General features: G+C 61.0%; 23 protein-coding genes. 10 read left to right on the top strand and 13 right to left on the bottom strand.

Annotation, left to right across the window (positions count from 1 at the left end; genetic code table 11):
* The first annotated feature begins 47 nt into the window (after nucleotides 1–47).
* Nucleotides 48–1,004, top strand: a complete 957-nt coding sequence (locus tag ACQZ6F_RS31060) for a PLP-dependent cysteine synthase family protein (protein WP_449095031.1) — start codon at nucleotides 48–50, stop codon at nucleotides 1,002–1,004.
* Complete coding sequence (locus tag ACQZ6F_RS31055) at nucleotides 1,004–2,194, top strand: cystathionine beta-lyase (protein WP_449095030.1); 1,191 nt, start codon at nucleotides 1,004–1,006, stop codon at nucleotides 2,192–2,194. Before ACQZ6F_RS31060 ends, ACQZ6F_RS31055 begins: the two co-directional genes overlap by 1 nt.
* A 70-nt stretch (nucleotides 2,195–2,264) precedes the next feature.
* On the opposite strand, the gene ACQZ6F_RS31050 is transcribed toward ACQZ6F_RS31055, so the two are convergent.
* The 6 genes from ACQZ6F_RS31050 to ACQZ6F_RS31025 form a co-directional block, all read right to left on the bottom strand.
* Entirely contained in the window at nucleotides 2,265–3,590 is a 1,326-nt protein-coding gene (locus tag ACQZ6F_RS31050) for an NtaA/DmoA family FMN-dependent monooxygenase (protein ID WP_449095029.1), read from the bottom strand.
* Between the two features lie 63 nt (nucleotides 3,591–3,653).
* Nucleotides 3,654–5,318: a dipeptide ABC transporter ATP-binding protein gene (locus tag ACQZ6F_RS31045; RefSeq protein ID WP_449095028.1), complete on the bottom strand. Its 1,665-nt coding sequence runs from the start codon at nucleotides 5,316–5,318 to the stop codon at nucleotides 3,654–3,656.
* Nucleotides 5,315–6,187 (bottom strand): ABC transporter permease, encoded by an 873-nt coding sequence (locus ACQZ6F_RS31040; RefSeq protein ID WP_449095027.1) that lies wholly within the window; start codon nucleotides 6,185–6,187, stop codon nucleotides 5,315–5,317. Before ACQZ6F_RS31040 ends, ACQZ6F_RS31045 begins: the two co-directional genes overlap by 4 nt.
* Nucleotides 6,184–7,203 (bottom strand): ABC transporter permease, encoded by a 1,020-nt coding sequence (locus tag ACQZ6F_RS31035; protein WP_449095026.1) that lies wholly within the window; start codon nucleotides 7,201–7,203, stop codon nucleotides 6,184–6,186. Before ACQZ6F_RS31035 ends, ACQZ6F_RS31040 begins: the two co-directional genes overlap by 4 nt.
* Before the next feature lie 57 nt (nucleotides 7,204–7,260).
* Nucleotides 7,261–8,883 carry an ABC transporter substrate-binding protein gene (locus ACQZ6F_RS31030; protein ID WP_449095025.1) on the bottom strand — a complete coding sequence of 541 codons (1,623 nt, stop codon included), beginning with the start codon at nucleotides 8,881–8,883 and terminating at the stop codon, nucleotides 7,261–7,263.
* Between the two features lie 70 nt (nucleotides 8,884–8,953).
* Nucleotides 8,954–9,955: an LLM class flavin-dependent oxidoreductase gene (locus ACQZ6F_RS31025; RefSeq protein WP_449095024.1), complete on the bottom strand. Its 1,002-nt coding sequence runs from the start codon at nucleotides 9,953–9,955 to the stop codon at nucleotides 8,954–8,956.
* A gap of 248 nt (nucleotides 9,956–10,203) precedes the next feature.
* On the opposite strand from ACQZ6F_RS31025, the gene ACQZ6F_RS31020 reads away from it, so the two are divergent.
* The 3 genes from ACQZ6F_RS31020 to ACQZ6F_RS31010 are packed head-to-tail and all read left to right on the top strand — an operon-like array spanning nucleotide 10,204 to nucleotide 13,208.
* Nucleotides 10,204–10,833 (top strand): GNAT family N-acetyltransferase, encoded by a 630-nt coding sequence (locus tag ACQZ6F_RS31020; RefSeq protein ID WP_449095023.1) that lies wholly within the window; start codon nucleotides 10,204–10,206, stop codon nucleotides 10,831–10,833.
* A gap of 39 nt (nucleotides 10,834–10,872) precedes the next feature.
* Nucleotides 10,873–11,877, top strand: a complete 1,005-nt coding sequence (locus ACQZ6F_RS31015; RefSeq protein WP_449095022.1) for an LLM class flavin-dependent oxidoreductase — start codon at nucleotides 10,873–10,875, stop codon at nucleotides 11,875–11,877.
* Between the two features lie 17 nt (nucleotides 11,878–11,894).
* On the top strand, nucleotides 11,895–13,208 hold the full coding sequence (locus ACQZ6F_RS31010) for an LLM class flavin-dependent oxidoreductase (RefSeq protein WP_449095021.1): 1,314 nt from the start codon (nucleotides 11,895–11,897) through the stop codon (nucleotides 13,206–13,208).
* Between the two features lie 129 nt (nucleotides 13,209–13,337).
* Here the strand turns inward: ACQZ6F_RS31010 and ACQZ6F_RS31005 are convergent, their stop codons facing one another.
* From ACQZ6F_RS31005 to ACQZ6F_RS30995, 3 genes are all read right to left on the bottom strand, one after another.
* The gene (locus ACQZ6F_RS31005) at nucleotides 13,338–13,790 is read right to left on the bottom strand and encodes an N-acetyltransferase family protein (protein ID WP_449095020.1); all 453 of its coding nucleotides are present in this window, start codon (nucleotides 13,788–13,790) and stop codon (nucleotides 13,338–13,340) included.
* Nucleotides 13,791–13,921: 131 nt separating this feature from the next.
* Nucleotides 13,922–15,265: a guanine deaminase gene (guaD, locus tag ACQZ6F_RS31000; RefSeq protein WP_449095019.1), complete on the bottom strand. Its 1,344-nt coding sequence runs from the start codon at nucleotides 15,263–15,265 to the stop codon at nucleotides 13,922–13,924.
* Nucleotides 15,262–16,503 (bottom strand): urate hydroxylase PuuD, encoded by a 1,242-nt coding sequence (locus ACQZ6F_RS30995; protein ID WP_077470647.1) that lies wholly within the window; start codon nucleotides 16,501–16,503, stop codon nucleotides 15,262–15,264. Before ACQZ6F_RS30995 ends, guaD begins: the two co-directional genes overlap by 4 nt.
* A 139-nt stretch (nucleotides 16,504–16,642) precedes the next feature.
* Between ACQZ6F_RS30995 and ACQZ6F_RS30990 the strand changes: the two genes are divergently transcribed.
* Nucleotides 16,643–17,587: a LysR family transcriptional regulator gene (locus ACQZ6F_RS30990; protein ID WP_449095018.1), complete on the top strand. Its 945-nt coding sequence runs from the start codon at nucleotides 16,643–16,645 to the stop codon at nucleotides 17,585–17,587.
* Here the strand turns inward: ACQZ6F_RS30990 and xdhC are convergent.
* The 4 genes from xdhC to uraH are packed head-to-tail and all read right to left on the bottom strand — an operon-like array spanning nucleotide 17,577 to nucleotide 22,641.
* The gene (gene xdhC / locus ACQZ6F_RS30985; protein ID WP_449095017.1) at nucleotides 17,577–18,425 is read right to left on the bottom strand and encodes a xanthine dehydrogenase accessory protein XdhC; all 849 of its coding nucleotides are present in this window, start codon (nucleotides 18,423–18,425) and stop codon (nucleotides 17,577–17,579) included. The two genes, ACQZ6F_RS30990 and xdhC, sit on opposite strands and share 11 nt — an antisense overlap.
* A gap of 4 nt (nucleotides 18,426–18,429) precedes the next feature.
* A complete protein-coding gene (gene xdhB / locus ACQZ6F_RS30980; protein ID WP_449095016.1) occupies nucleotides 18,430–20,784 on the bottom strand; it encodes a xanthine dehydrogenase molybdopterin binding subunit in 2,355 nt (784 codons plus the stop codon).
* A gap of 3 nt (nucleotides 20,785–20,787) precedes the next feature.
* Nucleotides 20,788–22,272 (bottom strand): xanthine dehydrogenase small subunit, encoded by a 1,485-nt coding sequence (gene xdhA, locus ACQZ6F_RS30975; RefSeq protein ID WP_449095015.1) that lies wholly within the window; start codon nucleotides 22,270–22,272, stop codon nucleotides 20,788–20,790.
* A gap of 3 nt (nucleotides 22,273–22,275) precedes the next feature.
* Complete coding sequence (gene uraH, locus ACQZ6F_RS30970) at nucleotides 22,276–22,641, bottom strand: hydroxyisourate hydrolase (RefSeq protein WP_267555212.1); 366 nt, start codon at nucleotides 22,639–22,641, stop codon at nucleotides 22,276–22,278.
* Between the two features lie 159 nt (nucleotides 22,642–22,800).
* Here uraH and puuE point away from each other — a divergent pair, with 159 nt between their 5' ends.
* From puuE to ACQZ6F_RS30950, 4 genes are all read left to right on the top strand, one after another.
* Nucleotides 22,801–24,258, top strand: a complete 1,458-nt coding sequence (gene puuE, locus ACQZ6F_RS30965; RefSeq protein WP_449095014.1) for an allantoinase PuuE — start codon at nucleotides 22,801–22,803, stop codon at nucleotides 24,256–24,258.
* Between the two features lie 44 nt (nucleotides 24,259–24,302).
* The gene (locus ACQZ6F_RS30960; RefSeq protein ID WP_449095013.1) at nucleotides 24,303–24,788 is read left to right on the top strand and encodes an ureidoglycolate lyase; all 486 of its coding nucleotides are present in this window, start codon (nucleotides 24,303–24,305) and stop codon (nucleotides 24,786–24,788) included.
* 305 nt (nucleotides 24,789–25,093) lie between these two features.
* Nucleotides 25,094–25,345 carry a ribbon-helix-helix domain-containing protein gene (locus tag ACQZ6F_RS30955; RefSeq protein WP_077470639.1) on the top strand — a complete coding sequence of 84 codons (252 nt, stop codon included), beginning with the start codon at nucleotides 25,094–25,096 and terminating at the stop codon, nucleotides 25,343–25,345.
* A gap of 1 nt (nucleotide 25,346) precedes the next feature.
* Nucleotides 25,347–25,709: a type II toxin-antitoxin system RelE/ParE family toxin gene (locus ACQZ6F_RS30950; protein WP_449095012.1), complete on the top strand. Its 363-nt coding sequence runs from the start codon at nucleotides 25,347–25,349 to the stop codon at nucleotides 25,707–25,709.
* Nucleotides 25,710–25,757: the final 48 nt, after the last annotated feature.

Raw genomic sequence — 25,757 nt, 5'->3', positions numbered from 1 at the left:
CGCCAAACCTCTTCTCCTATGCGCCCATTCATCAACAGGAGTGTTGAGTGACAAGAATATATAACAGCTTCACGGACCTCATCGGGAACACGCCTCTGCTGGAGCTGCATAACTATCGCAGGAACAGGAGGCTTGACGCTCGCATCCTGGCAAAGATCGAATATTTCAATCCCGCCGGCAGCGTGAAGGATCGCATCGCCTGGGGCATCATCAAGGATGCCGAAGAGAGGGGAAAGATCCGGCCGGGCGATCTGCTTGTCGATGTGACGAGCGGCAATACCGGCATTGGCATCGCGGCCGTCGCCGCATCCCGGGGCTACCAGACGAAATTCTATCTGAGCGACAATATCAGCCCCGACAAGATCAAGCTGCTCCGCTTCTTCGGCGCTGAAATCGTCACGGTGAAAAACGAGTTCTTCCTCGATCCGGAGGCGCTCGACAAGATCACGGCGCGCGTACAGGAAGAGAACCCAACGGCTTTCTTCACCGATCAGCTCGCCAATCCGGCAAATCCGCGCACGCATTTCGATACGACAGGCCCCGAGATCTGGCGAGATACCGAAGGCACTATCGATATCTTCGTTGGCGGCGTCGGCACTGGTGGCACCATTTCGGGGGCCGGCAAGTTTCTCAGATCCAGGAAACCGGATCTGAAGATCGTCATCGCCGAACCGGCAGAGGAATCCCTGCCGACGGAAGAAAATCCCTATCCGGACGAAATCGACGGCGTGCACAAGGTGAGCGAGGTGCCGCCCGAGCAATTGCCGCGCAACTTCGACACGACGATTGCCGATGAGGTGATCGCGCTCAACACGGCTGACGCGCGCAAGACAGCGAGAGCGCTGGCGGCCGAGGAGGGCATATTTGCCGGAACCTCGTCGGGCGCCGTATTGTGGGTGGCGACCAAGCTGGCCGCGCGTCCGGAAAACGCCGGCAAGGTCATCGTCGCGGTTCTGCCCGACACCGGTGAACGATATCTGGCGGCAGAAGCGGAGCAGGTTTGATGAGCAATTCAGACGTTCGCCTGAACCCGCTTGGCCCCAATACCCAACTCGTGCGAGCCGGCTACGATCCATTCGACTATCATGGCTTCATCAACCCACCCAAGGTTCACGCCTCAACCGTTCTCTTCCCCGACACGCAGACGATGGAACAGCATGGGCAGAAGTACACCTACGCAACGCGGGGCACGCCGACCACGGATGCGCTCTGCAACGCCGTCAATGAATTGGAAGGTGCCGCCGGCACGGTGCTGGTTCCCTCCGGTCTTGCGGCGGTTACCGTCGCGCTGCTGGCCTATCTCTCGCCCGGCGATCACGCGCTGATCGTCGATTCCGTCTACGGCAACGTCAGGCAATTCTGCGATACGATGCTGGCGCGGTTCGGCATTGAGATCGACTATTACGATCCGGCGGCCGGCGCGGAGATCGAGGCGCTCTTCCGCCCGAACACGAAGCTGGTTCACACCGAGGCGCCGGGTTCGAATACTTTCGAAATCCAGGATATTCCAGCGATCGCAGAAGTGGCGCATCGGCATGAAGCAGTCGTGACCATGGACAATACCTGGGCGACTCCGCTCTATTTCAAGCCGCTGGATTTCGGTGTCGATGTATCCATCCAGGCTTCGACAAAATATCCGGCCGGTCACGCCGATATCCTGATGGGTACGATCTCCGCCAACGCCAAACATTGGCGCGCGCTGCGGCAGGCTAACGGCGCGCTCGGCTTTTGCGGCACGCCCGACGACGCCTATCAGGTTCTGCGCGGCTTGCGCACCATGGGTGTCCGGCTGGAGCGGCATCAGGCAAATGCTCTGGCGGTGGCGAAGTGGCTCGAGGCACGGGATGACGTCGCCCGCGTCCTTCATCCGGCTCTCAGCAGCTTTCCGGGCCACGATATCTGGAAACGCGACTTCAAGGGCGCCGGCGGTGTCTTCTCCTTCGTCCTTGCCACAGATCGAAAGCCGGATTTTGCGCCGAGGGCTGAGAGATTTCTCGATGCTCTCTCGCTCTTCGGCCTCGGCTATTCCTGGGGTGGGTTTCAGAGCCTGGCGCTGGTGGTCGATCTCAGCGATCGGCGCGTAGTCCAGCCACCTGAGGAAGGGCCGCTCATCCGCCTGCAAATCGGGCTTGAAGATGTGAGCGATCTCATTGCCGACCTTGAGCGCGGGTTTGCCGCGGCGGCTGTCGTCTGAACAGCAAGTTCGAAGCTATGCCGGCTATCTGCCCCGGCGTCGGGGCAGACATTCAATGTCATCAGCAGCCTTAGCCATGTCTCGCTGCGGGTATGGTCCCTTTCGCAGCGACATAGGGCGGCAGCTCCAGATTCGAGCGGAAGTCATCTCCGACATAATCCGTATCGATGATCGAGCGGCGGCGCAGCTCGGGCAGCAATCCGTTGATAAGCAAATCCTCCTGATCCGGATTGCCCAATCCATGCAGGGACAGCACGTCCAGAACGCCGGCGCGGACACGCTCTTCAATGGCATCCGCAAGCTGTTCCGGTGTGCCGGCCACCGACCAGTGACCGGTTTCCTGCGCCTGAATGATCAATTCCCGCAGCGTCAGACCATCGCGGGCATAGCGACGGAAAATCTCCACGCGACCGCGCCGGCGATTGATGCTGGTGACTTCCGGTAACAATGTTTCCGGCAACGGCTTGTCGAGCGGCAACTCGGAGAGGTTGAGATTGCCGCCGAGCATGTCAGCCAGTTTCAGGCGGCCCTGTTCGTAGTCGATCCGCTCTTGCTTTTCCTTCAGGCGCCTTGCCACGTCGGCATCGGATTCGCCGATCACCGAATGGAAGGAGTTCATGATGAATGGAAGGCCGCTTGCGCGCCCGAAGCTGGTTGCACGGCGGCGCAACTCCGTTGCGAAGGCAATGGCGTCCTCGAGCTTCGGCTGCGACGTATAGACCACTTCGGCATATCGCGCACCGACCGTCACGCCTGCTTCGGACTGTCCGGCCTGAAACTGGACCGGGCGTCCCTGCGGCAATGGCGGCACGTTGAGCGGTCCTTCGACGCTGAAATGCTTGCCGCGATAATTGATCGGGTGGAACTTCGCCGGGTCGATGCTGACCGCTCCGGAGGCTTTGCGGGTAGCGGCATCGCGCTCGTTGGCGTCATAGAGCGCGTTGACGATCTCGATGAATTCGGCCGCGCGCTCGTAGCGTTCTTCCGGGCTTGGCAATGTCTCGCCGAAATTCTCCTCGCCGACGGAAGAGGTCACGGCATTCCAACCGGCGCGTCCGCCGCTTGCGTGATCGAGCGTGCCGATCTGGCGCGCGAGATTGTAGGGGTAATGAAAGGTGGTAGAAACGGTGGCGATCAGGCCGATCTGCGATGTCACCTGGCTGAGCGCAGCAAGCGCAATGATCGGTTCCTGAATGCCCGCCGTCCCCGCAAGCCCCGCCGGATCGATGTGGAGAAGGTCAGCCGTGAACAGGCCGGTAATCTTTTCGGCCTCGGCCTTGCGGGCCAATTCGACGGCCCGTTTGATGCCCGTCACCGGGCTTGCATCATTCGATGCGGCAACGACACTGCCTGCTCCGGTCAGGGTCTTCAGGCGTCTGGTACGATTGAGCGTCATGACGGATTTCCTTGCGAGTCTAGAGATCTGCATCCGGCACCCGCCGGCATTGTGAGTTGCGTTTCAGGTCAGAGCCGGAACGGCATCCAGCAGGGAGCGCGTGTAGGAGTGACGCGGTGCGGTGAAGACCTTATGCACGTCGCCTGCCTCCACGATCCGGCCATCCTTCATCACCAGGACACGGTCGGTCAGATGATGCACGACGCCGAGATCGTGGGAGATGAACAGCAGCGATGTGCCGGATGCCGCCTGAAGTTCGGCGAGCAGATCGAGCACCTGCGCCTGCACCGAAACATCGAGCGCGCTGACGGGCTCGTCCGCCACCAGCAGCCTTGGGCGCGGCGCAAAGGCGCGGGCAATCGCGACGCGCTGACGTTGGCCGCCGGAAAGTTCGCGTGGATGACGCTTCAGAAACGCCTCGCTGAGCCGAACCGCATCCAGCACCTCGAGCACCCTGTCGCGCCGGGCGGTGCCGAAGACCCCGATGCTATCAAGGCTCTCGCCGACGATCTTCTCGACCGTATAGCGCGGATCAAAGGAGCTGAGCGCGTCCTGCGCGATCAGCTGCATGCTGGCACGTCGGGGGCGACGTTCCGCCTCTGGAATATTGCTCCACTGCCTGTCGTCGATGAGCACCGTTCCCTGATCCGGCTCCACAAGGCTTAGAATGATCTTCGCAACGGTCGTCTTGCCGGAGCCGGACTCGCCGACGATGCCGAGCGCCTCGCCCGATGCGAGATCGAAGGTCACATCGTTGACGGCATAGGTGCCGCCCGATCCGCCATAGCGCTTGACGAGATTGTGGGCCGACAGAAGGCGATTTTCCTGATCGATTGTCTTCGTCGGCAGCGGAACCCGTATCCGCTCGATGGCCTCGGCATCCGCCAGCACTTGTGCATCCCGCGAATTCTTGACGGTCGCCGGCGAGAGCCGAAACCCTTTCGAACTGGCTGATGGCACAGCGTCCAGCAGCTGTTGCGTATAGGGATGTTGTGGCCGGGTCAGTATCTGTTCCGTGGCCCCTTCTTCGACAATGCGGCCATTGTTCATGACCAGCACACGATCGGCGAGACGAGAGACGACTGCCAAATCGTGGCTGATGAGGAGAAGCGTATGGCCGGCTCGGCGGCGTTCGGCCAGGAGATCGAGTATCTGCTTTTGAACCGTCGCGTCCAGCGCCGTTGTCGGCTCGTCGGCGATCAGCAGCGATGGTTGACGGGCAATTGCTGTTGCAATGAGGGCACGCTGGCGCAGGCCGCCGGAAAGCTGATGCGGATATTGCGGGAGCCTGCGGTCCGGATCGGGAATGCCGACGGACGCCAGCAAGGCACGGCTGTCTTCGCGCAGATTGGGGCGGCCGAAGAAGCCGCGAGTGCCAAAGGCATCCGAGAGCTGCTGCGAGATGCGCCGAAGCGGATCGAGAGAGACGAGCGCATCCTGAAGGACGAAGCCTATCTTTCGTCCCCGGAGGCGTCGCCAGTCCGCTTCCTTGAAATCGCGCACGTCTTCGCCGTCGATGTCGAACCGGTCGGCGCTGATGCGGGCCGTCGCACCCGCAAGGCCGATGATCGAACGCGCCGTCACCGATTTGCCGGAACCGGATTCTCCGACGAGAGCGACCGCTTCGCCTTTATGGATCGTCAGGTCGATGCCGTGCACGACGCGATTTGCGTGTTGGCCTTGCGGGAAGCCGATGGTGAGATTGCTGATATGGAGGAGAGGGGTCACGATTGCTTCCTGCCTTCGTATGCAAGCTGCCAGCGCTTTCCAAGCACGCTGATCGAAATCACCGTCAGCGTAATCGCGAGGCCAGGCCAGACCCCGATCCACCAGGCGACGCGCAGATAGTTGCGCGCTTCCGCCAGCATCGCGCCCCATTCCGGGGCTGGAGGTTGCGGCCCCATGCCGAGGAAACTGAGACCGGCGGCCTGGATGATGGTCGTGCCGAGGCCGATGGTTGCAAGGACAGGCACCTGCGCCAGCGCATGCGGCAGGATATGGCGGATCACCAGCACATTTCGTGTGAGCCCGAATGTCTTTGCCTGCTCGACATAGCCGCTCTTGGCGATGACAAAGGTCTGCGCCCGCACCACCCTTGCGAAGCGCGGCACCGAGGCAACGCCAAGGGCAAAGATGAGGTTGACCGTGCCGGGACCGGTAAAGGAGATCAGCACCAGCGCCAGCAGCAGATCCGGAAACGACGAGATCACATCAAGAAAACGCGAGATGGCTTCGTCGATGATACCGCGCGCAAGGCCGGAGATCAGGCCAAGAAAGGCTCCGACGATGGACGCGATGGCAACGGCGCTGACGCCGATCAGGATCGAATAGCGCGCCCCGTACACGACGCGAGAAAATACATCTCTCCCGAGATGATCCGTGCCGAACCAGTGATCGATCGAGGGCGATAGCTGGGCTTGCAAGGGATCGGCGGCAATCGGGTCGGCTGCAGTCAGGATCTGTGGCCAGATGGTCGCGATCGCCACCACCAATAGAAAGATCGATGGGAAAGCAATGCTTGGTCTGGCGGCTATCGTAGCGAAGGCATGACGCCAGCGGCTCGCATCCGCCTGTGGGCTTGTCGAGGAAACGCTCAATGGCCTGCCTCCGCGCCGTCATTGCGCAGGCGGGGGTCGAGCAGCAGATAGAGCACATCGACGAGCGTGCTAAGCGCCACATAGACAAAGGCGGAGAGGATGGCGACGGCAAGGACGACGGGCAGGTCGCGTGAAAGCACGGCATCGACCGTGATACGTCCCAACCCCGGCCTGCCGAATACGGCCTCGGTAATCACGGCACCCGACAACAGATTGCCGACGAGCCAGCCAGCGAGCGTCACGGCTGGCAGCGAGCCATGACGCAGGCCGTGGCGAAGCCTCAGGACGAAATCTCGTGTCCCCCAGCTTCGAACCGTGAGCATGAACGGCTCCTCCAGCGCCCGCTCAAGACCTTCGCGCAGCACCTGTCCGACAACCGCTCCGAGCGAGAGGCCGAGCGACAGAGCCGGCAGGACCAAGGCCGAAAACGTCCGGTCGCCGGCAACCGGAAAAAGCTTTAGCGTGAAGGAGAAGACGAACAGCAGCACGATGCCAAGCCAGAAGGATGGCGTGGAAATGAGGATGAGCTCAAGCCCGCCGGCAATGCTGCGCGGCAGGCGCTTGGCCGCTGTGAGCAAGGCGCTGGCGACGGCGAAGACGACCGCGACGACCAATGCGGCGGCCGTGAGTTTCAGCGTCGGCAGCATCTGTGACAAGACGAGACCCGAGACATCGGTCTGCAGGATGTAGGATCGCCCGAAATCGCCATGCAGGATGCGCAGGAGATAGGTGACGTATTGGCTCAATAGCGGCTTGTCCAAGCCCCATTCGAGACGAATGGCGGCCTCCACCTCGGGCGTTCGCAACTGCTCGCCGATCAAGAGGCTAACAATATCGCCAGGCGCCAGATGGAGACTGACAAAACTGAGCGTTACGGCGGCCCATAGAACGAGGATGCCTGACGTAATCCGGGTCAGAACCTGCGATGTGAGGCTGTTACGCCTCAGCCGATAGCGGCGGCCTGCCGGCCACGACGAAGGGGCCGCGTCCAGGGCCGTTGCATCGTCAGCACTCATGATCGTTGCTCCTTCGTTATCCCCGCGGCGTTAGCCACGGGACCGGCTGGCCGGGGCTTATTCGCTGCGCCAGATGTCGTATGCGCCTTCCGGCAGCTGCTTGAAGGGACGGAAGGCGATGCCCTTCACATAGCTTGCCGCCGCCACCTGATCCTCGGGTTCGTAGAGCGGCAGAGCATAGGCCTGGTCGAGAACGGCGAAGCGCTGCAGTTTGGAATAAAGTTCGAAGCGCTTCTTCTGGTCGAGCGTCGAAGCAGCTTCGTTCAGCCATTGCGACAATTCGGGCGCAAAAGCGCGGCTGTAGTTAATGCTGCCGCCCTTATCGAGAGGCAGATAGTGATACTCGATGTCGATGGCGTCCGTCGGGGTGTTGGAATTGGCGATCGAGCCGAATTGGCCGGTCTTGCGTCGGTCCGTATAGGTTCCTGCATCCACGAAGACGATGGCAAGATCGATACCGGCATTCTGCCGTGCCTGTGCCTGAAGGCCCTGCAGCAGCACATCGCGTTGATCGCGCACCGTCGCCTGCGCCTGGATGACCTCGATGGTCAGCCGCTTGCCGTCCTTGGTGCGAAAACCCTGTGCATCGCGTGCCGTCCAGCCGGCTTCATCGAGCAGCGCATTTGCCGCTTTCGGATCGGGGCCGTAGGCGCTCTCAATGCTTTTGTCGTAGAATTGCGGATCGATCGGTGAGGTGATGCCCCAGGCACGGGTGCGCTCGCCACGATAGACGGCTTTCAGGACCGCATTGACATCGATAGAGGCGATCAGCGCCTTGCGCACCTTGATATCCTGGGTCGGTCCCCAGGTAACATTGAGGAAAAGCGAATAGGGCGTGCCGGTATTCAGAGCGGTCTGGTAGCTGAAATCCGGACTATCCTTGAACAAGGATGCATCATTGCCGGCGATACCTTCGATCACATCGACCTGACCAGACGTAAGAGCACCGGTGCGAACAGCGGATTCAGGCAGGAAACGATAGGTCACTTCATCCAGATAGGCCGCACCCTGGTGGGCAGCGGTCTTGGGCGCCCAGTTATAGGCGGCGTTTTTCACGAACTGGATTTCCTGTCCCTTGGCATAGCGCTTGAGGATGAAAGGTCCGGTGCCGGCGATTTCCGGGCCACCGGATTTCAGCTGCGAGGATGCGAAGGCCGATGGCGAAAGGATCTCCAGGCTGGCGGCGTAGTCGAGAAAGGGTGCATAGACCTGGTTCAGCGTGAAGGAGACCGTGTGATCATCGAGCGCCTTCGCCTCGACGATGCGAGCCACTGGCCCGGCGCTAACGCTGCCGGAATAGGCGGCGTCCTTGAGCTTCGTGAAATTGGTGACGACGGCCTGCGCATCGAATTTCTGCCCGTCGGTAAAGGTCACGTTGTCGCGCAGCCTGAACGTATAGGTCTTGCCGTCATCGGAGATCTTGTATTCGCTCGCCAGCCACGGAACGTAGCCGCCATCCGCGGTGCGGGCCAGAAGCGATTCATAGGCATTGCGGAGCAGCAGCTTCGTCTTGTCCTGCCCGTTCAGCTGCGGATTAAGCGTGGCCGGCTCCGTCTCGACGCCCCATATCAGCTTGCCACCGCTCACCGGTTTTGCATCCTGCGCGATGGACAGGCCCGATGTCGCCGAAATTGCGACGATAGCTGCGGTCAGGCTTAGAAAATGTCTGCGAATAAGCATTGAAAGTGTATCTCCTTGAAAAATCGTCACGGTGCTCGCGCGCCGTTCAGCTCTGTTCGTCGCCCGCCCGTCACGCCGCAATGGCGCTGCGCGCGTCGGCTAGAAGTTCGATGGTTTTCAGCCGGTGAGCGCCGTCCGAGACCGAGCAGTCGATGACGAATTCATCGACACCGAATTTGCCGTGCAGCCGCTGCAGCTCGGCATGGACATCTGCCGGTGTTCCGCGGATGAGACGCGGGCTTCTTTCTTCGATGTGATAGTCGGTCGCTCCGGCCTGGCGGACATATTCCAGCGCTTGTTCGCGGCTGCCGACATTGACGCCCTGCCCGCCTTTGATTTCCAGTCGGAAGCGGCGTGTGTCGCCCAAGAGGCTTTCGGCAAGCGAGGCGGTCTGCGCGGTGACGACACTGACAGCCAGCAGAGCAGAGCTGCCACCCGCCTCGCGATAGGCCGTAAGCGATTGCTCAATCGCATCGTCATCGCCGTGGATGTGCCCGGCATAGACGAACCGCCAACCCAATCGGGCTGCCAATCTGCCGCTTTCAGGGCTCGCGCCGAGCAGAAAGCGACCCGGCGGCTGGTCCGGCGCCGGAAAGGCGGCGAGGCTATCGGCATTCGCGTCAATGGTCTTGTCATGATGGAGAAAGCCGTCGAGCTCGGTTAATTGCGCCTCAAACGGCGGTTTGCGTGCGGGGTCGAGCGCGCCTTGCAAAGCACGGGTAGAAAGCGGGAGCCCGCCGGGCGCCTTGCCCACACCGAGGTCGACACGTCCCGGGGCGAGAGCAGACAGCAGGTTGAAATTTTCGGCGACCTTGTAGGCGCTATAATGTTGAAGCATGACGCCGCCGGAACCGATGCTGATGCGGTTCGTACGCGCGAGCAGAAAGCCGATCAGCACTTCGGGGGAGGAACTCGCGAGCTTGGAGGTGTTGTGATGCTCGGCCACCCAGAAGCGGCGATAGCCCAGCTCTTCGGCTCGTTTGGCAAGCGTCAGCGTGCGCTGCAGGGCTTGCGCTGCGCGCTCCGTCCCGTCAATCGGGCTTTTGTCGAGAAAGCTCAGGGCGTAAGACATGGATCCTCTCCGATCGTATCGGCGGCTACAAAGATATTTAATCTATATTTTTACTAGATTATTAAATCGAGCAACGATGTTTCAATCATCGCCTGCACAATAAAAGATCATGCCGTGCGAAGCCCTGTGGCGATCATGCATCCTGAGGGTGCGAAGCGCTGAGCGGGAATTTGAAGACCATCGCATTCGGGGAAACCCGACGACAGGCCACACCGGACAGCCTTCAAACTTCTATTGGAGGCGTATCCATGACTGATATTATTGTCCGATCCTCCCTGCTGGATCCGGCGGCCCAGCCGCTGATCGATGGGCTTGTCAGCGAATATGACGCGAGATACGGCGCGGCCAGCCGCCCTGGCGGCGCGCGCACCGAGATCATGCGCTATCCCATGGCGCTGTTTTCCCCGCCGCTTGGTGACTTCCTCCTGCTGCAGCGCGATGGCCTGACCATAGCAGGCGGGGCATTCATGAGCCACGACGACGAAACCGCGGAGCTGAAGCGCATCTGGACGGACCCGCACCTGCGGCGCCAGGGGCTGGCCCGCCAGATCGTCCTTGCCCTTGAAGACAGTGCGGCACAGCTCGGCTACACGCGCACCTATCTTTCGACAGGCTTTCGCCAACCGGAAGCGGTGGCTCTTTATATATCGCTCGGATATCGCCCGCTTTTCGATACGACGGCGGACCCCACTTTCTATCGTTCGCTGCCTTTCGAAAAACATATCGGCGAGAAGGCCGGCCAGACCGGATCGACGCCCATCTATCCGCCCGCGACCTCCTTTGAGGAGGCAACTGCACGCGTGACGGCGTTGAAAGCCGGGCAGGAGCAGAAAATTACCGCGCGCCTGGAAGCACGACAGACCTCCACCGCCGCCTGAGGGCCGCGACCCCTTAGCGATAGTAGACAGGATTTTCATATGACACATCCAAGCGGACTTCAGGTCGGCATCGGGCTCGATGCAGCCGCCCACACCGCCGACAGCAGCAACGCCCGGCGCGAGTTCTGGGCGGCCCTCATCACGCGCATCGACGATCATGCAGAATTTGTGACGCTGGAAGATAGTTTTGCCAGCTCTGATGGCGACGGGCTCGATGCGATCCTGCTTGCCAATTGGTTGGCGCCGCGCAGCCGCAACATCGGCATCATCGGAGGCGCTCCCGTCAATTTCCTCGAACCGTTCCATATCTCGACCGCAATCGCGACGCTGGATTTCGTCAGCGAAGGTAGGGCAGGGCTATTGGCGCAGCAATATCGTGGCGGCCGCGCCGCGAAGGCCAAGCAATCGATCGGCGCACTCAATGGCTTTCCGGGCACCGATGCTGCGGCGCTCCAGCAGGATGGACGCGATGCCATCGAGGTCATCGAGCGTCTGTGGGACAGTTGGGAGGATGGCACCGTGATCCGCGACAAGGAGAGCCATCGCTTTCTGGATGGCTCCAAGCTGCATTACATCGATTTCGAAAGCACGGGATTTCGGGTTCTTGGCCCATCGATCACGCCGCGGCCGCCGCAGGGAAAGCCGGTGGTCGCCGTGACCTACCGCAAGGGCGACGACCCTTCGCTTGCCGCGGCAGCCGATGTCGCCTTCCTCAATTTGGATACCGCCGATATTGCTGGCGCTATCGGGACTATTCGCGGTGCAACTTCACTCGAAGCACAGGCCTTCATCGCCGATATCCGGATTGATGCGGAGAAAAAGCCGCTGGCTGAAACCGTCGCGCAGGTCGAAGGCATTGCCGCATCGGGCGTGCACGGTATCCGCCTGATCCTAAGCGATCCCAAGGAGCAATTGGAGCGCGTCGTGGGCGAGCTTCTTCCCGCTCTCAAAGCCGCGTCTCTCATCCGCGACGTTGCCGGCGGCACGCTGCGAAGCCGTTTCGGCCTGCCGGTTGCCGGCAACAGATATGCCCCGGCCGCGTGAGCCCTAGAGGAACGATCATGACCAAAAAGCAGGTAATTCTCGGCGCCCAGTTTCCAGGCGTCAACAACTTCACCGTCTGGAGCGACCCGGCGGCAGGAAGCCAGATCGAATTCTCATCGTTCCGGCATTTTGCCGAGACAGTGGAGCGCGGCAAATTCGATTTCATCTTTCTGGCCGAGGGTTTGCGCATCCGCGAGCAAAAGGGCCGCTTCCATGAGCTGGATGTAGCCGGCCGGCCGAATACACTCGCGATCCTGACAGCGATTGCCTCGATTACCGAGCATGTCGGCGTGATCGGCACGCTGACGACCACCTTCAACGAACCTTATCCGCTCGCCCGGCAGCTGGCGACATTGGATATACTATCCGGCGGCCGTTCCGGCTGGAACGTGGTGACATCGCCGGGCGCCTTCACCGGCGCAAACTTCCGGCGCGGGGATCATTTGCCCCATGCCGAGCGCTATGAACGGGCGCGAGCCTTTATCGATGCTGCTCAGAAAATATGGGCCGGCGGTGAGTTTTCGTTCAACTCCAGACACTTCGACATTGCCGGGCACTCTGCGCTCGCGCCTTTGCCGCAAGGCGCCCCGATCATTGCGCAGGCGGGAGATTCCGACGAGGGAAGGGAGCTGGCGGCAAGCCATGCTGACCTCATCTATTCCCGGCACGGTTCGATCGAGGCTGGGCAGGCTTTCTATGCGGATGTGAAAAAGCGTCTCGCCAAATATGGCCGCAGCCCGGATGCCCTGAAAATCCTCCCCGGCGCCAATTTCATCATCGGCGATACCGAGGAAGACGCGCAGGAAAAGCTGAGGGCGATCCGCCTGCAGCAGGTCAGCCCACGGAATGCCATCGTGTTTCTGGAACAGGTCTGGAACCGAGATCTGTCTAACTATGATGCTGATGGGCCTTTGCCGGACATCGAACCGGATGTCTCCGAGGAGCGAGTGGCCCAGGGGCGGGCCAACAATCAGGACAGCAAGAGCAGGCTGGAAACGGCGCGGCTGTGGCGCGAGCTTGCCGACAGGGATCGTCTCAGCATTCGCGAGCTGACCATTCGTGTCACGGCACGGCAGCATTTCATCGGAACGCCAGACAATATCGCCAATGAAATCAACCGCTATGTGCAGGCAGACGCCGCCGATGGATTTGTGTTCGCGCCGCATCTGACGCCGGGCGGTTTCGACGAATTCGTCGAGAAAGTCGTGCCGCTCCTGCAGGAACGCGGCGTCTATCGCACCGACTATAGCGGGGAGACGTTGCGGTCGAACCTCGGCCTGCCCGATCTGTCAGAGCGCGTGCTCACACGCGATCTGGCGGCAGCGGTCTGAAGGCAAAGATCGTTATAAGCAGTTATCAAAACAGTGGCTCGCGCTTTCGAGGCGCGAGCGATCTCGTCATATTGGGGAAGGGTGCACTGCAAAGACCCAACTTTGCCTGCGCCCTTTATAAAACGACAACTACAGCACCTTCTTGAAGCCGACATGCGTCGCGACAAAGCCAAGCTTTTCATAAAATTGGTGCGCGGCAGGGCGTGTCTTGTCTGTCGTCAATTGCACCAGGACGCAGCCCCTGGAACGGCAATATTCAAATGCCCATTCAAAGGCCTGCTTGCCGATCCCCTGGCCCTGGTGCGTGGCCGCAACCCTTACGCCCTCGATCTGCCCGCGCAAGGCACCCATTCTTGAGATATTCGGGATGATAGTGACTTGTAATGTGCCAATGACACTGCCGCCCTCCGTCACAACAGCCAGGAACTGGTTCGGATCCGCGTCGATCGCCGCAAAGGCTCTCTCATAGGGTTCGGCAATCGGCAGGCTAGCATCCTCACGCCCGGCTCCAAGATCATCCTGTGCGAGCAGTGTGACGATGGCCTCAAGGTCGGCGTGCTCTGCCCGTCGGAATTCCACCATGTCGATTTCGGCTCCTTGACCATCGGTCCACAAACTGAGCCGCATTCTAGCCGCGCTTGCCGATCAAACCAACTGAGCGTAATTGACGCGATCCCGATGACCTGTCGGATCATCGGGATCGCGTCAAATGATCAGGCGATTTCCAGCGGCCGGTGCGCTGCAGCCTCAGGCTTCTTGTGTTTTGCCTTCATTGCCTTGCCGGCGACATAGACCTCGGCCACGCAGCGGTCGTCGCCCATGGTCTGCAGGATGAAGAGTTCTTCGGCGAGCGACGTTGTCGTGCGCATGCGGAATTCCATCGCTGACTTGGCGCTGGAATCGAGCACGACGATGTCGGCATCTGCACCGGCTTTCAGCGAACCGATCTGCCGCTCCAGCCCAAGCGCCTGGGCATTGCCGAGGGTCATGCGATAGAACGAATTGAACGGTGTCAACCGCTGGCCCTGCAGATGAAGTACCTTGTAAGCCTCGTCCATGGTCTCAAGCATGGAGAAGCTCGTGCCGCCGCCGACATCGGTTGCGACGGACCAGCGTGCGCCGAACTTGTCGAACCGCGCGGCGTCGAACAGGCCCGAGCCGAGGAAAAGGTTCGACGTCGGGCAGAAAACGCCGACAGCGCCGGTTTCGGCAAAGACAGCGACTTCGCGATCGCTCAGATGAATGGAATGACCGAGCAACATGCGCTCGTTGAGCAGGTCGTAGCGAGCATAAATATCCGTGTAGTCCTTGGCTTCCGGATAAAGCGAGGTGGCAAAGGTCACCTCGTCGCGATTTTCGGAAAGATGCGTCTGGACATAGCAGGTCGGATGTTCGGCAACGAGCGCCCGGCTCATCTCCATCTGCTCGGGCGTCGAGGTGATGGCAAAGCGCGGGCTGATGGCATAATGCGCGCGACCGCGGCCATGCCACTTCTCGATCAGCCGCTTGGTCGCGTCGTAGCCCTGCTGCGGAGTGTCGCGCAAAGCGTCCGGCGCGTTACGGTCCATCATAACCTTGCCGCCGATCATGCACATGCCGCGCGCTTCGGCCGCGGTGAAATAGGCATCGACGCTTTCCGGATGTACCGAGCAATAGGCAACGGCCGTCGTCGTGCCGTTCGAAATCAGTTCGTCCATGAAGCGGTCCGCCACCTCAGCCGCATGGGCGGCGCGGGCAAATTTCTGCTCCTCGACGAAAATATAGGTGTTCAGCCATTCAAGCAGCTGCGCGCCGTAGGAAGCGATCGCCTGCGTCTGCGGGAAATGCAGATGCGTGTCGATACACCCTGGCAGGATGAGGTTTGGGCGATGGTCGGCAACCTCGACATTACCGCCGGCCAGTTTGCTCATATCGCCGTAGGATCCGATTTCTACGACCTTGCCATTGCGCACGAAAACCGCACCGTCCTCGAGGTAGCGATAGGAGGCGGTATCATCGATGCCCTGCGGCTCGGCAAGGAAGGTCAGCACGCGGCCGCGGATCAAGATTTCGTTCATTGGGTCTTCTCCCCGTTGATGGTGCTTTCGTACCAGGAGACGAGCAGGCGGCGCTCCTCGTCGGTTATGTGCGAGGCGTTGGCCGGCGGCATGGCATGGCTGCGGCCGGCCTGCAGGTAGATCTCGCGGGCATGGGCGGCAATATCGCGGTCCGTTTCGAACACCACACCCTTGGGAGGAGCGACAATACCCTCCCAACTCGGTTCCTTGGCATGACACATGGAACAACGCCCCATCACGGTATCGCGGACCTTCGGGAAGGCCTGCGCCGTGATGAAGGGCTGCTGCAGAGCGGAGATCTTCGGGTTGGCGGCTTCGCCGGTCAGCAGCTTCGGCACCGTGGAAAGCCACATGATGATGATGAAGAGGATGACTGTGACCAGCCAGGTCCAGGTCGGCTTGCCGGCATCAGCGTGGCGGGTGTTGAACCAGTGGCGGATCGTGACGCCCATCAGGAAGACCAGCGAAGCGATGATCCAGTTGAACTGCGTGCCGAAAGCCAGCGGATAATGGTTCGACAGCATCAGGAACAGCACGGGCAACGTCAGGTAGTTGTTGTGCGTCGAGCGCTGCTTGGCAATCCTGCCGTATTTTGCGTCGGGTGTGCGGCCCGCCAGAAGATCGGCAACAACGATCTTCTGGTTCGGGATGATGATGAAGAACACATTCGCCGACATGATCGTCGCGGTGAAGGCGCCAAGATGTAAAAAGGCGGCGCGGCCGGTGAAGAGATGCGTATAACCCCAGGCGACCGCGACCAGAATGAAATACAGCGCCACCATCAACCGCGTATTGTCATTGCCGAAGGGCGACTTGCAGATGAGATCGTACATGATCCAACCGCCGGCGATCGTGCCTAACGAAATGGCGATCGCCACGGGCTTCGATACATCAAGCACGGCCGGGTCGATCATGTAGAGGTCGGCGCCGGCGTAATAGACGAGACAGAGCATGCCGAAGCCGGAAAGCCAGGTGACGTAGCTCTCCCATTTGAACCAGACGAGGTGGTCCGGCATGTTGGCAGGTGCCACCAGATATTTCTGGATATGGTAAAAGCCCCCGCCGTGAACCTGCCACTCTTCGCCGTAAGCCCCCGGGGGCAGCGAGGCGTGCTTCTTCAGGCCCAGGTCCAGCGCCACGAAATAGAATGACGAGCCGATCCAGGCGATGGCGGTGATGACGTGCAACCAGCGGACGGCAAATGTTATCCAGTCCCAGGCAATAGCGTATTCGTACAAGGGAAAGTCCTCCCGATCTTCACGGGACTGTTTGCCATCTCTCGATTTTCGCGAAAATCCCGCTTAATCCGCAACACTTTCAAAAAAATCTATAAGATGACCCCTGCTTGTTCCGCACGCTAATGTGGTAGAAGGAGCAATGTCTTATCTTGATAATGTGCGTGTCTTCGTTCGTGTGGTCGAACTCGGAACCCTTTCGGCAGCGGGGCGGGATCAACGCGTCACGCCCGCGGTTGCGAGCAATCGCATCAAGGAACTCGAGCGCCATCTCGGCGTGCGCCTCTTCAACCGCACGACGCGCAAACTGTCGCCGACGGAACATGGCCGCGTCTTCTATGACGGAGCTGTGAAGATCATCGAGGCCGTGAACGAGGCGGAGGGGGCGATTGCCGACCTCTCGCGCAACCCGAAAGGCTCGCTCAGGATCACCGCGCCGCTCGGCATCGGCCGCCGGCTGATCGCCTCGGGTATTCCGGAATTCCACGACAAGTATCCGGATATCGAAGTGCGCGTCCGCTTGTCGGATCACAATGTCGATATCCTCGCCGAAGGCGTCGATGTCGCCTTCAAGCTCGGCGTGCTGGAGGATTCGAACCTGCGCATGCGCGGCATCCTCAATTGCGAACGCGTGCTTTGCGCCTCGCCGGACTATCTTGCGCGCCGCGGCGTGCCGGCCAATGCCGACGCATTGATTGCCGACAAGCATGAATGTCTTCTGCTGCGTTACCCCGGCTCGAAGGAGTATTTCTGGACACTGGTAACGGCGGAAGGACCACGCAAATTCGAGGTCGCCGGCCCCTATGACAGCGACGACGGCGACGTGCTCACGCAATGGGCGCTGGAAGGCCGTGGCATCATCAACAAGCCGCTGTTCGAGGTGAAGGCCTATCTTAGGGAAGGGCGCCTGGTCGAGATCCTGAAGGATAGCCCACCGGCCCCGGTGCAGCTCGCCGCGATCTATCCGCACAAGCGTTTTCAGGACCCGAAGGTGCGGCTGATGATCGATTTCATGGCGGAGCGCTGTCAGCGGCTCATCGGTAAGCTGCTGCAGGACGAACCCGCAGTCACGGTTCCTACCGACTGATTGCCGCGACAGACTTCGTCCGATTTGCTGCCGAGCTCAGGGCTGCCGTCATGATTTCGGCAGCGGCGAGCGTGGCGATAACAGCCGGACGTTTGTCCTTCACCGCAGTTCCGCCGATCGGGCACACGAGGTGATCGAAAAGATCGGGTTGGCCGACTTCGCGCGACAGCCAGTTGCGGAAGGTGGCGCGCTTCGTCTTGGAGCCGATCATGCCGACATAGGCGGCATCCCGGTGCCTCAGCGCTTCCGCGGCAATGAGGAAATCGAGTGCGTGATCGTGGGTCAGGATCACGAAGCTGCTGCCGGCCGGCGCGTCCCGCACCACCGCTTCCGGCATGGCCGTCAGGCAGGTCTCGATGCGCGGCACGGTGCAGGCGGTCAGTTCGTCTTCGCGCGTATCTACCAGCACGACGCGCAGCGGCGCCAGTGAGAGCGCCATGGCGAGCGCATCGCCGACATGACCTGCCCCGAAAACATAGACGTGCGGCCGCGCAGCCATTTCGCGGTCGCTGCGCGTGATGAGGCGGCGCGCCACGACTGGGCTCAGCGCCGTGAAGGCGAGGCCGACCCGGCCGCCACAGCACTGACCGATCTCCGGGCCGAGCGGCACGTTCATCGGTTCCGCGGCAAGGCCGGAACGCAATGCACGCCGCGCCTGGTCGATCGCCATATATTCGAGCTGCCCGCCACCGATCGTTGCGAAACTCGCCCGTTCAGACACCAGCATCCAGGCATCCGTGTCGCGCGGCGTGGAGCCGGCAGCGCCGGTCACCTCGACCAGGACCGACACCGGCTCGCGGCGCAGGAAATCCCGAATGTCTTCACGCGCGGCCAGCATAGCCTCACCTTTCTTTCGCTGCTTTCAACCGTTCGATCGCCATCAGCACCCGCTCGGGTGTTGCCGGCGCATCGAGCCGTGGACAGATCTTGTGGTCAGCGACGCTTGCCACCGCATCCGAAAGGGCATGCAATACCGCAAGGCCGAGCGGCAAGGGCGGCTCGCCGACTGCCTTCGAGCGATGGATCGTCGGCTCATAGGCTTCCGACCAATCTGTCAGCGCTACATTGAAAATCTTCGGCCGGTCGGATGCAAGCGGGATTTTGTAGGTCGAGGGCGCGTGGGTGCGCAGCCGGCCCTTGTTGTCCCAGAACAGTTCCTCTGTCGTCAGCCAACCCATGCCCTGGATGAAGCCGCCCTCGATCTGCCCGATATCGATCGCCTTGTTCAGGGAGCGGCCGGTATCGTGCAGGATATCCGTACGCTCGACCACATACTCCCCGGTTAGCGTATCGATGGAGACCTCCGAGCACGCGCCGCCATAGGCATAGTAATAGAAGGCGTGGCCGCGGCCCTTGGAGCGGTCCCAGTGGATTTTCGGCGTCTTGTAGAAACCCGCCGCCGAAAGCTGCACGCGCGACATATAGGCCTTCTTGACGAGATCGTCGAAGGGCATCTCGACATCGCCGATCCGCACCCGGTTGGGCAGGAGGATAACCTGGTCGCGCGAAACATGATGGCTTTCGGCAGCAAATGCGATCAACCGCTCCTTGATCTGCCGCGCGGCGTTCTGTGCCGCCATACCGTTAAGGTCCGCACCGGACGAAGCAGCCGTGGGCGAGGTGTTCGGCACCTTGGCCGTCGTCGTGGCGGTGATCTTCACCCGATCGAGATCGATCTGGAATTCCTCAGCCACCACCTGAGCGACCTTCAGATGCAGGCCTTGCCCCATCTCGGTGCCGCCATGGTTCATGTGCACGGAGCCGTCACTATAGACATGCACGAGAGCGCCGGCCTGGTTCGACTCTGTCTTGGTGAAGGAAATGCCGAATTTCACCGGCGTCAGCGCAAGGCCACGCTTGACGATGCGGCTCTTCGCATTGAATTCGGCAATTTCCTTGCGGCGGCCGGCGTAGTCGGCGCTCTCCTCCAGCTCAGCGACGATGCGCTGGATGATGCAGTCCTCGACCTTCTGGTGATAGGGGGTGAGGTTACGTTCGCCCTGGACGCCCATCGCGTCATAGAAATTCAGCTTGCGGATATCGAGCGGATCCTTGCCGACCGCGAAGGCCACCTCGTCGATGACGCGCTCGGCGCCTACCATGCCCTGCGGGCCGCCGAAGCCGCGAAAGGCGGTGTTAGAGACGGTATTGGTATAGAGCGGGGCCGATTTCGCGTGAACATGCGGGAAGAAATAAGCGTTGTCGCAATGGAACAACGCGCGGTCACCGACAGGGCCGGAGAGGTCGGCCGAAAAGCCGGCCCGAAGCGCGAAGGTGTAGTCGATGGCAAGGATCCGGCCCTCGTCGTCGAAGCCGACATCGTAGTCGATGGCGAAGTCGTGCCGCTTGCCGGTGGCGGTCATGTCCTCATCGCGGTCGAGCCGCACCTTGACGGCGCAGTTCAGCTTCTTGGCGGCGATAGCAGCGATCGCGGCACATTGGTTCGCCTGCGTTTCCTTGCCGCCAAAGCCGCCGCCCATGCGGCGTATCTCGATGGTAACAGCATTGCTCGGCACGCCGAGTGCATGGGCGACCATATGCTGCGTCTCGCTCGGCCCTTGGGTCGAGCAGTAGACGATGACCTCGTCGTCCTCGCCAGGTACTGCAAGCGATACCTGCCCTTCGAGATAGAAATGATCCTGCCCGCCAAGCCGCATGCGGCCTTTGACGCGACGCGGCGCGCGCTCAAGCTCAGTTACCGCATCGCCCCTCTTCAGCGTCAGCGGTGTGACCACCTGCCGGTGGGTGGAGACGTCGAGATCCCATATGTCGATATCAGCAGGCAGTTCCTCATATTCGATCTTCGCCAACCGGGCCGCGCGGCGGGCCTGCTCGCGTGTCCCGGCAATGACGCAGAAGATCGGCTGGCCATGAAACTCGACCTTGCCGGCCGCAAGTACCGGATCGTCATGCATGTTGGAGGGCGAGATATCATTAACCCCGGGCACATCCTCGTGGGTCAGCACGGTGACGACGCCGGGAGCAGCGCGCACGGCGGAAAGATCGACCGATTTCAGAATGCCGTGCGCGACGCTCGACAGGCCGAGGCCTGCATGCAGCGTGCCGGCGGGCTCTGGAATATCGTCGATATAGACTGCCGTACCCGCTACGTGCTTGTGCGCGGAATCATGGCGCGGGCTGGTATGGACGCCGCCAACGATGGTTTCTGCCTTAAGGTCGGACGTGTGCTTGTTCATGGCCTATGCAGCCTCGTATCTGGAAACCTGGGCCGGCGTCGCACTTGACGTCGTTTCCAGGTAGAACCGGAGAAGAAGGTTTTTTGCCGCAAGCGCGCGGTATTCCGCGGTGGCCCGCATGTCGCTGAGCGGCGTGTAGTCCTCGGCGTATTGTTCCATGGCATCTTCCACCGTGGCTTCGCTCCAGGGCTTGCCAATCAATGCCTTTTCCACCGTAAAGGCACGTTTCGGGGTCGCCGCCATGCCGCCATAGGCGATGCGGATATCTTCGACCGTGCCGTCGGCGGCGAGCGCGAGGCGGAAAGCGCCAAGCGTTGCCGTAATGTCCTCGTCCCTGCGCTTGGTCACCTTGTAGATGGCAAATTTTTCGGCTGCGGCGGGGATTGGCACATGCACGGCTTCCACGAATTCGCCGGGCTGGCGATCCTGCTTGCCATAGGCAATGAAATAGTCTTCGAGCGCGACGGTGCGCCTGATGGCACCCTTGCGCAAGGTCAGCGATGCCCCGAGCGCGATCATTGGCGGCGGCGTATCGCCGATCGGCGAACCATTGGCGATGTTGCCGCCGATCGTTCCCATGTTGCGCACCTGCTGGCCGCCGATACGGGTGATCAGCGCGCCGAGCGCCGGAACGTGCTGTGAAATCGTTGCGATCGCCTCTGAATAGGTGACGCCGGCGCCGATGGAAATGATGCCATCCTTCACGGCGATGGACTTCAACTCCTGGAGCCCGGCAATGAAGACCGCAGGTGAGATATCGCGCATGTGCTTGGTGACCCAGAGGCCGACGTCGGTGGAGCCCGCGACCACGGTTGCGGTTGGCGTCACCTCCAGAATAGAGGCAAAATCGTCAAGGTCCGCCGGCACGACCAGCCGGTTGCGGCCTTCGCCGATCTCGACGCGGGCGCCATCGTGTAAGCCCTGCAGGCGCGCAATCATCGTTTCGCGCTCGATGAACAGAGGATCTTTTTTTGTCCCGCCGTAGCTGGAGATGGCGCGTGCGGCGCGCAGGATCGGCTCATAGCCGGTGCAGCGACACAAATTGCCCTGAAGTGCGGTTTCGATCTGCTGATCCGTCGGGTTCGGCGTTTGCATCCAGAGCCCATAGAGCGACATGACGAAGCCCGGCGTGCAGAAACCGCATTGCGAGCCATGACATTCGATCATGGCTTGCTGTACCGGGTGCAGGTTGCCGTCGCGGCCTGTGACATGTTCTATGGTCACGACATGGCAGCCGTCGAGCGAACCCAGGAAGCGTATGCAGGCATTGACCCCCTCATAGACGAGGCGGCCCTCGGGTGTGAGCCGTCCCACAAGCACGGTGCAGGCGCCGCAGTCGCCCTCGGCACAGCCTTCCTTGGTGCCCTTAAGCGAACGGGAAAGGCGCAGCCAGTCAAGCAGCGTCTGGCTCGGCCCAACGCCTTTCAAGGAAATATCCTGACCGTTGAGGATGAAACGCAGTTCGGAGCGGATTGCCGGGGTCGTCATGATCTAGCTCCCACGATAGGTGGAATAGCTGAAGGGCGAGACGAGCAGCGGCACATGGTAGTGCGCGCTTTCATCCGAAAGGCCGAAGCGGATCGGGATGATGTCCAGGAACTTCGGGCCCTCGGATGTCCGGCCGAGATAGTCGCCCGCATGGAAGCGAAGCTCGTATACGCCGATCTTCATGGTTTCCCCCGATAGCAGCGGCCCGTCACAACGGCCGTCGCTATTGGTCTCAGTGCTCTGGAGATGGTGATGCGTGTCACCCTCGATCCGGTAGAGATCGATGCGCAGACCCCGGGCGGGCCTGCCGAGCGCCGTATCCAGCACATGGGTCGTGAGCCGACCGGCTCCTTGCGAATGAGGCTGCATGTTTTCTCCCGAACCGAGTGCTCCTGTCTCCACTATCTGGCAAGCTCATTCCCCTGAAAAGCGCTGGGATCGTTCGAGACTTTCAAATTTTACAAGGGGAATAGCGCGCGCGATTTGCGGTTAGAAATTTGCCATCGACAACATTTGGAGGAGTGTTTCATGCGATATTGCCGTGACATGCACGGATATGGCCAGACGCCACCGGCGGCTCAGTGGCCGGACGATGCACGCATCGCCGTACAATTCGTCCTGAATTACGAGGAGGGCGGCGAGAACTGCGTGCTGCATGGCGATGCCGCATCCGAAGCCTTTCTTTCGGAAATCGTGGGTGCCTCCCAATGGCCAGGTCAGCGCCACTGGAACATGGAATCGATCTACGAATATGGCGCTCGCGCCGGCTTCTGGCGCCTCCACCGACTTTTCACGGAGAGGCAGCTGCCTGTTACGGTCTACGGCGTCGCAACCGCGCTGAAGCGTTCCCCGGCTCAGGTCGACGCCATGCTGAAAGCCGGCTGGGAAATTGCCTCGCATGGCCTCAAATGGGTCGAGCACAAGGATATGGGGCCGGACGAGGAACGCGCGGCAATCGCCGAGGCGGTTCGCCTGCACACGCTCATCACCGGCGAGCGGCCGCGCGGCTGGTATACCGGCCGCTGTTCGGTCAACACCGTCGATCTGGTGACGAAGGCCGGCGGCTTCGACTATATCTCCGACACCTATGCCGACGATCTTCCCTATTGGTACGAGCATGGCGATCGCCATCAGCTCATTATCCCCTATACGCTCGATACCAACGACATGCGCTTTGCGACGCCCCAGGGCTTCAATAGCGGTGATCAGTTCTTCAGCTACCTGAAGGATTCCTTCGATGCACTCTATGCGGAAGGTGCTGCCGGCCACCCGAAGATGATGAGCATCGGCCTGCATTGCCGGCTGATCGGCAGGCCCGGCCGCGTCATGGCGCTCGCCCGCTTCATCGACTACGTTCAGAGCCACGAGAAGGTCTGGATCGCCCGCCGCGTCGACATCGCCGAGCATTGGGCAAAGGCCCATCCGCCGAAGCCGGCCACGGAACGGCCGTCGCAGATGGCGGAGGGTGACTTCGTCGAGCGCTTCGGCGGCATCTTCGAACATTCGCCCTGGATCGCGCATCGGGCCTTTAGCGGCGAACTTTCGCCGGCGAATGATACCGCAATCGGCCTCCACGCCGCGCTCGCCTTCGAGTTTCGCGCGGCAAGCGAAGAGGAGCGGCTTGGCGTACTCACCGCTCACCCCGATCTTGCCGGCAAGCTGGCGCAGGCCAAGCGCCTGACCGCGAGCTCGACGGAGGAACAGGCCTCCGCCGGCCTCGACGCGCTGACGGTCGAGGAACACACACGTTTCACCGATCTCAACAATCGCTACATCGCAAAATTCGGTTTCCCGTTCATCATCGCCGTACGCGACCATTCAAAATCCGGAATTCTGGCCTCGTTCGAGACCCGGCTGGAGAATGACCGCGACACCGAATTCGCCTCTGCCTGCCGCCAGGTAGAGCGGATCGCGTTTCTTCGGCTCGCCGCCATGTTTGGAGACGGGCAGGGCCTGCCTCGCTCCAACCAACGGACCGCCGCGTGAGGGCCGGGCTCTACACCGCAAGATCAGAAACAAGGAGAGCGTGAATGAAAGTGATCGAGATACAGCCGTTGACGAGCGTCGCCTTCTTCCCCTTCGGCGAGGTGATCGAGACGGAAGGTGCCTATAACTATCCCATCAACGCTGGCAAATGCGTCCGATACCATGACCTCGCCAAGATCGAGACGACCGGTGAGAAGGCGCGCGCGATGATCAGCCTGCTGCGCGGAGAGCCCTATATGCTGCCGCTGGAGCTGAAGATGGTCGAGCGGCACCCTCTCGGCAGCCAAGCCTTCATCCCCCTGTCAGATAATCCATTCCTGATTGTCGTCGCGCGGGAAACGGCAAATGGACCGAGCGAACCGCTGGCCTTCCGGACGAAGCCCGGGCAGGGCGTCAACATCGGGCGCAATGTCTGGCACGGCATCCTGACGCCACTCGACGGCATCTCCGACTTTGCCGTCGTCGACCGCGGCGGCGAAGGCGTCAATCTGGAAGAGCATTTCTTTGAGCAGCCGTTCCTGATCCGCTGATCGGGATGGGATCAGGTGAGATGTTAAGGGAGGGTGCCGCAACCGCGGCGCCCTCCTTGTGAGTTTGTGCAGATTCTTCTGGATCGACACTCAGGAGCGAACCGACTCGAATTATTCACCGGCACCCGCCCGCCTCTTCGAGGAGGTACTTTGCTGGGACAGTAGCGACAATCGAAGCTATCCCGCGCAGAAGCCGTTGCGCCCGTTGGCGCGGCCTGATCAGGTCATTCAACTGATGTGCTGTGATGAATATTGACAATATGTGCTACGCTACCCACAATTAGGCAGAACGAAAGGGTATGCCAATGGCATCGGGAAGCATTCATGTGAAGGTCGGCGGCCTGCTACAGGCTCATGTTCAGCAGCAGATTGGCGAAGACGGCCTTTATGAAAATGCCAGCGAGTATATTCGAGCGTTGATTCGTCGCGACTTGCAGACACGGGACGAGGCGTGGGAGGCCTTGGCAAAGGAACTGGCTCCCGCCATGCGCGCGGATGACGGTGAATTTGTCACTGTCACAGCCGAGGACGTCATCCGCCGCAACCAGCGTCGCTGACATGGCGGCGTATCGGTTTTACCCTCGCGCGGACGCGGCGCAGGACAAGATTTGGCGCGACACAGTTGAGAGATGGGGCGAGCCGCAGACGGTCACCTACATCACCGGACTTCATGCACATTTGACGCGTCTTTGTGAAACTAAGGCGCTTTGGCGCCAGCTTCCGCAGAAGCTTGCGGTTCCTAGCGATGTCCAACGCGAGGCGTATTTCAGTCGCTACGGACATCACTACGTCTTCTTCCGCGAACTCGATAACGGCGATCTCGGTGTCATGAGCATTTTGCATGAACGCATGGACTTGCCCGTGCGTCTTGCTGAAGACCTCGCGGCGCTTTCTGAGAGAGCGCAACCTTTCAAGACGTAGAGCCGGCTGCTCCAAGGCAAAACCCAAACGGGCCGGGGCATCCACAGG

The sequence above is a fragment of the Rhizobium sp. A22-96 genome, from assembly GCF_053521805.1.
Note: the sequence above shows the minus strand (reverse complement) of the source record. Positions and strands in the feature narration are given on the sequence as shown.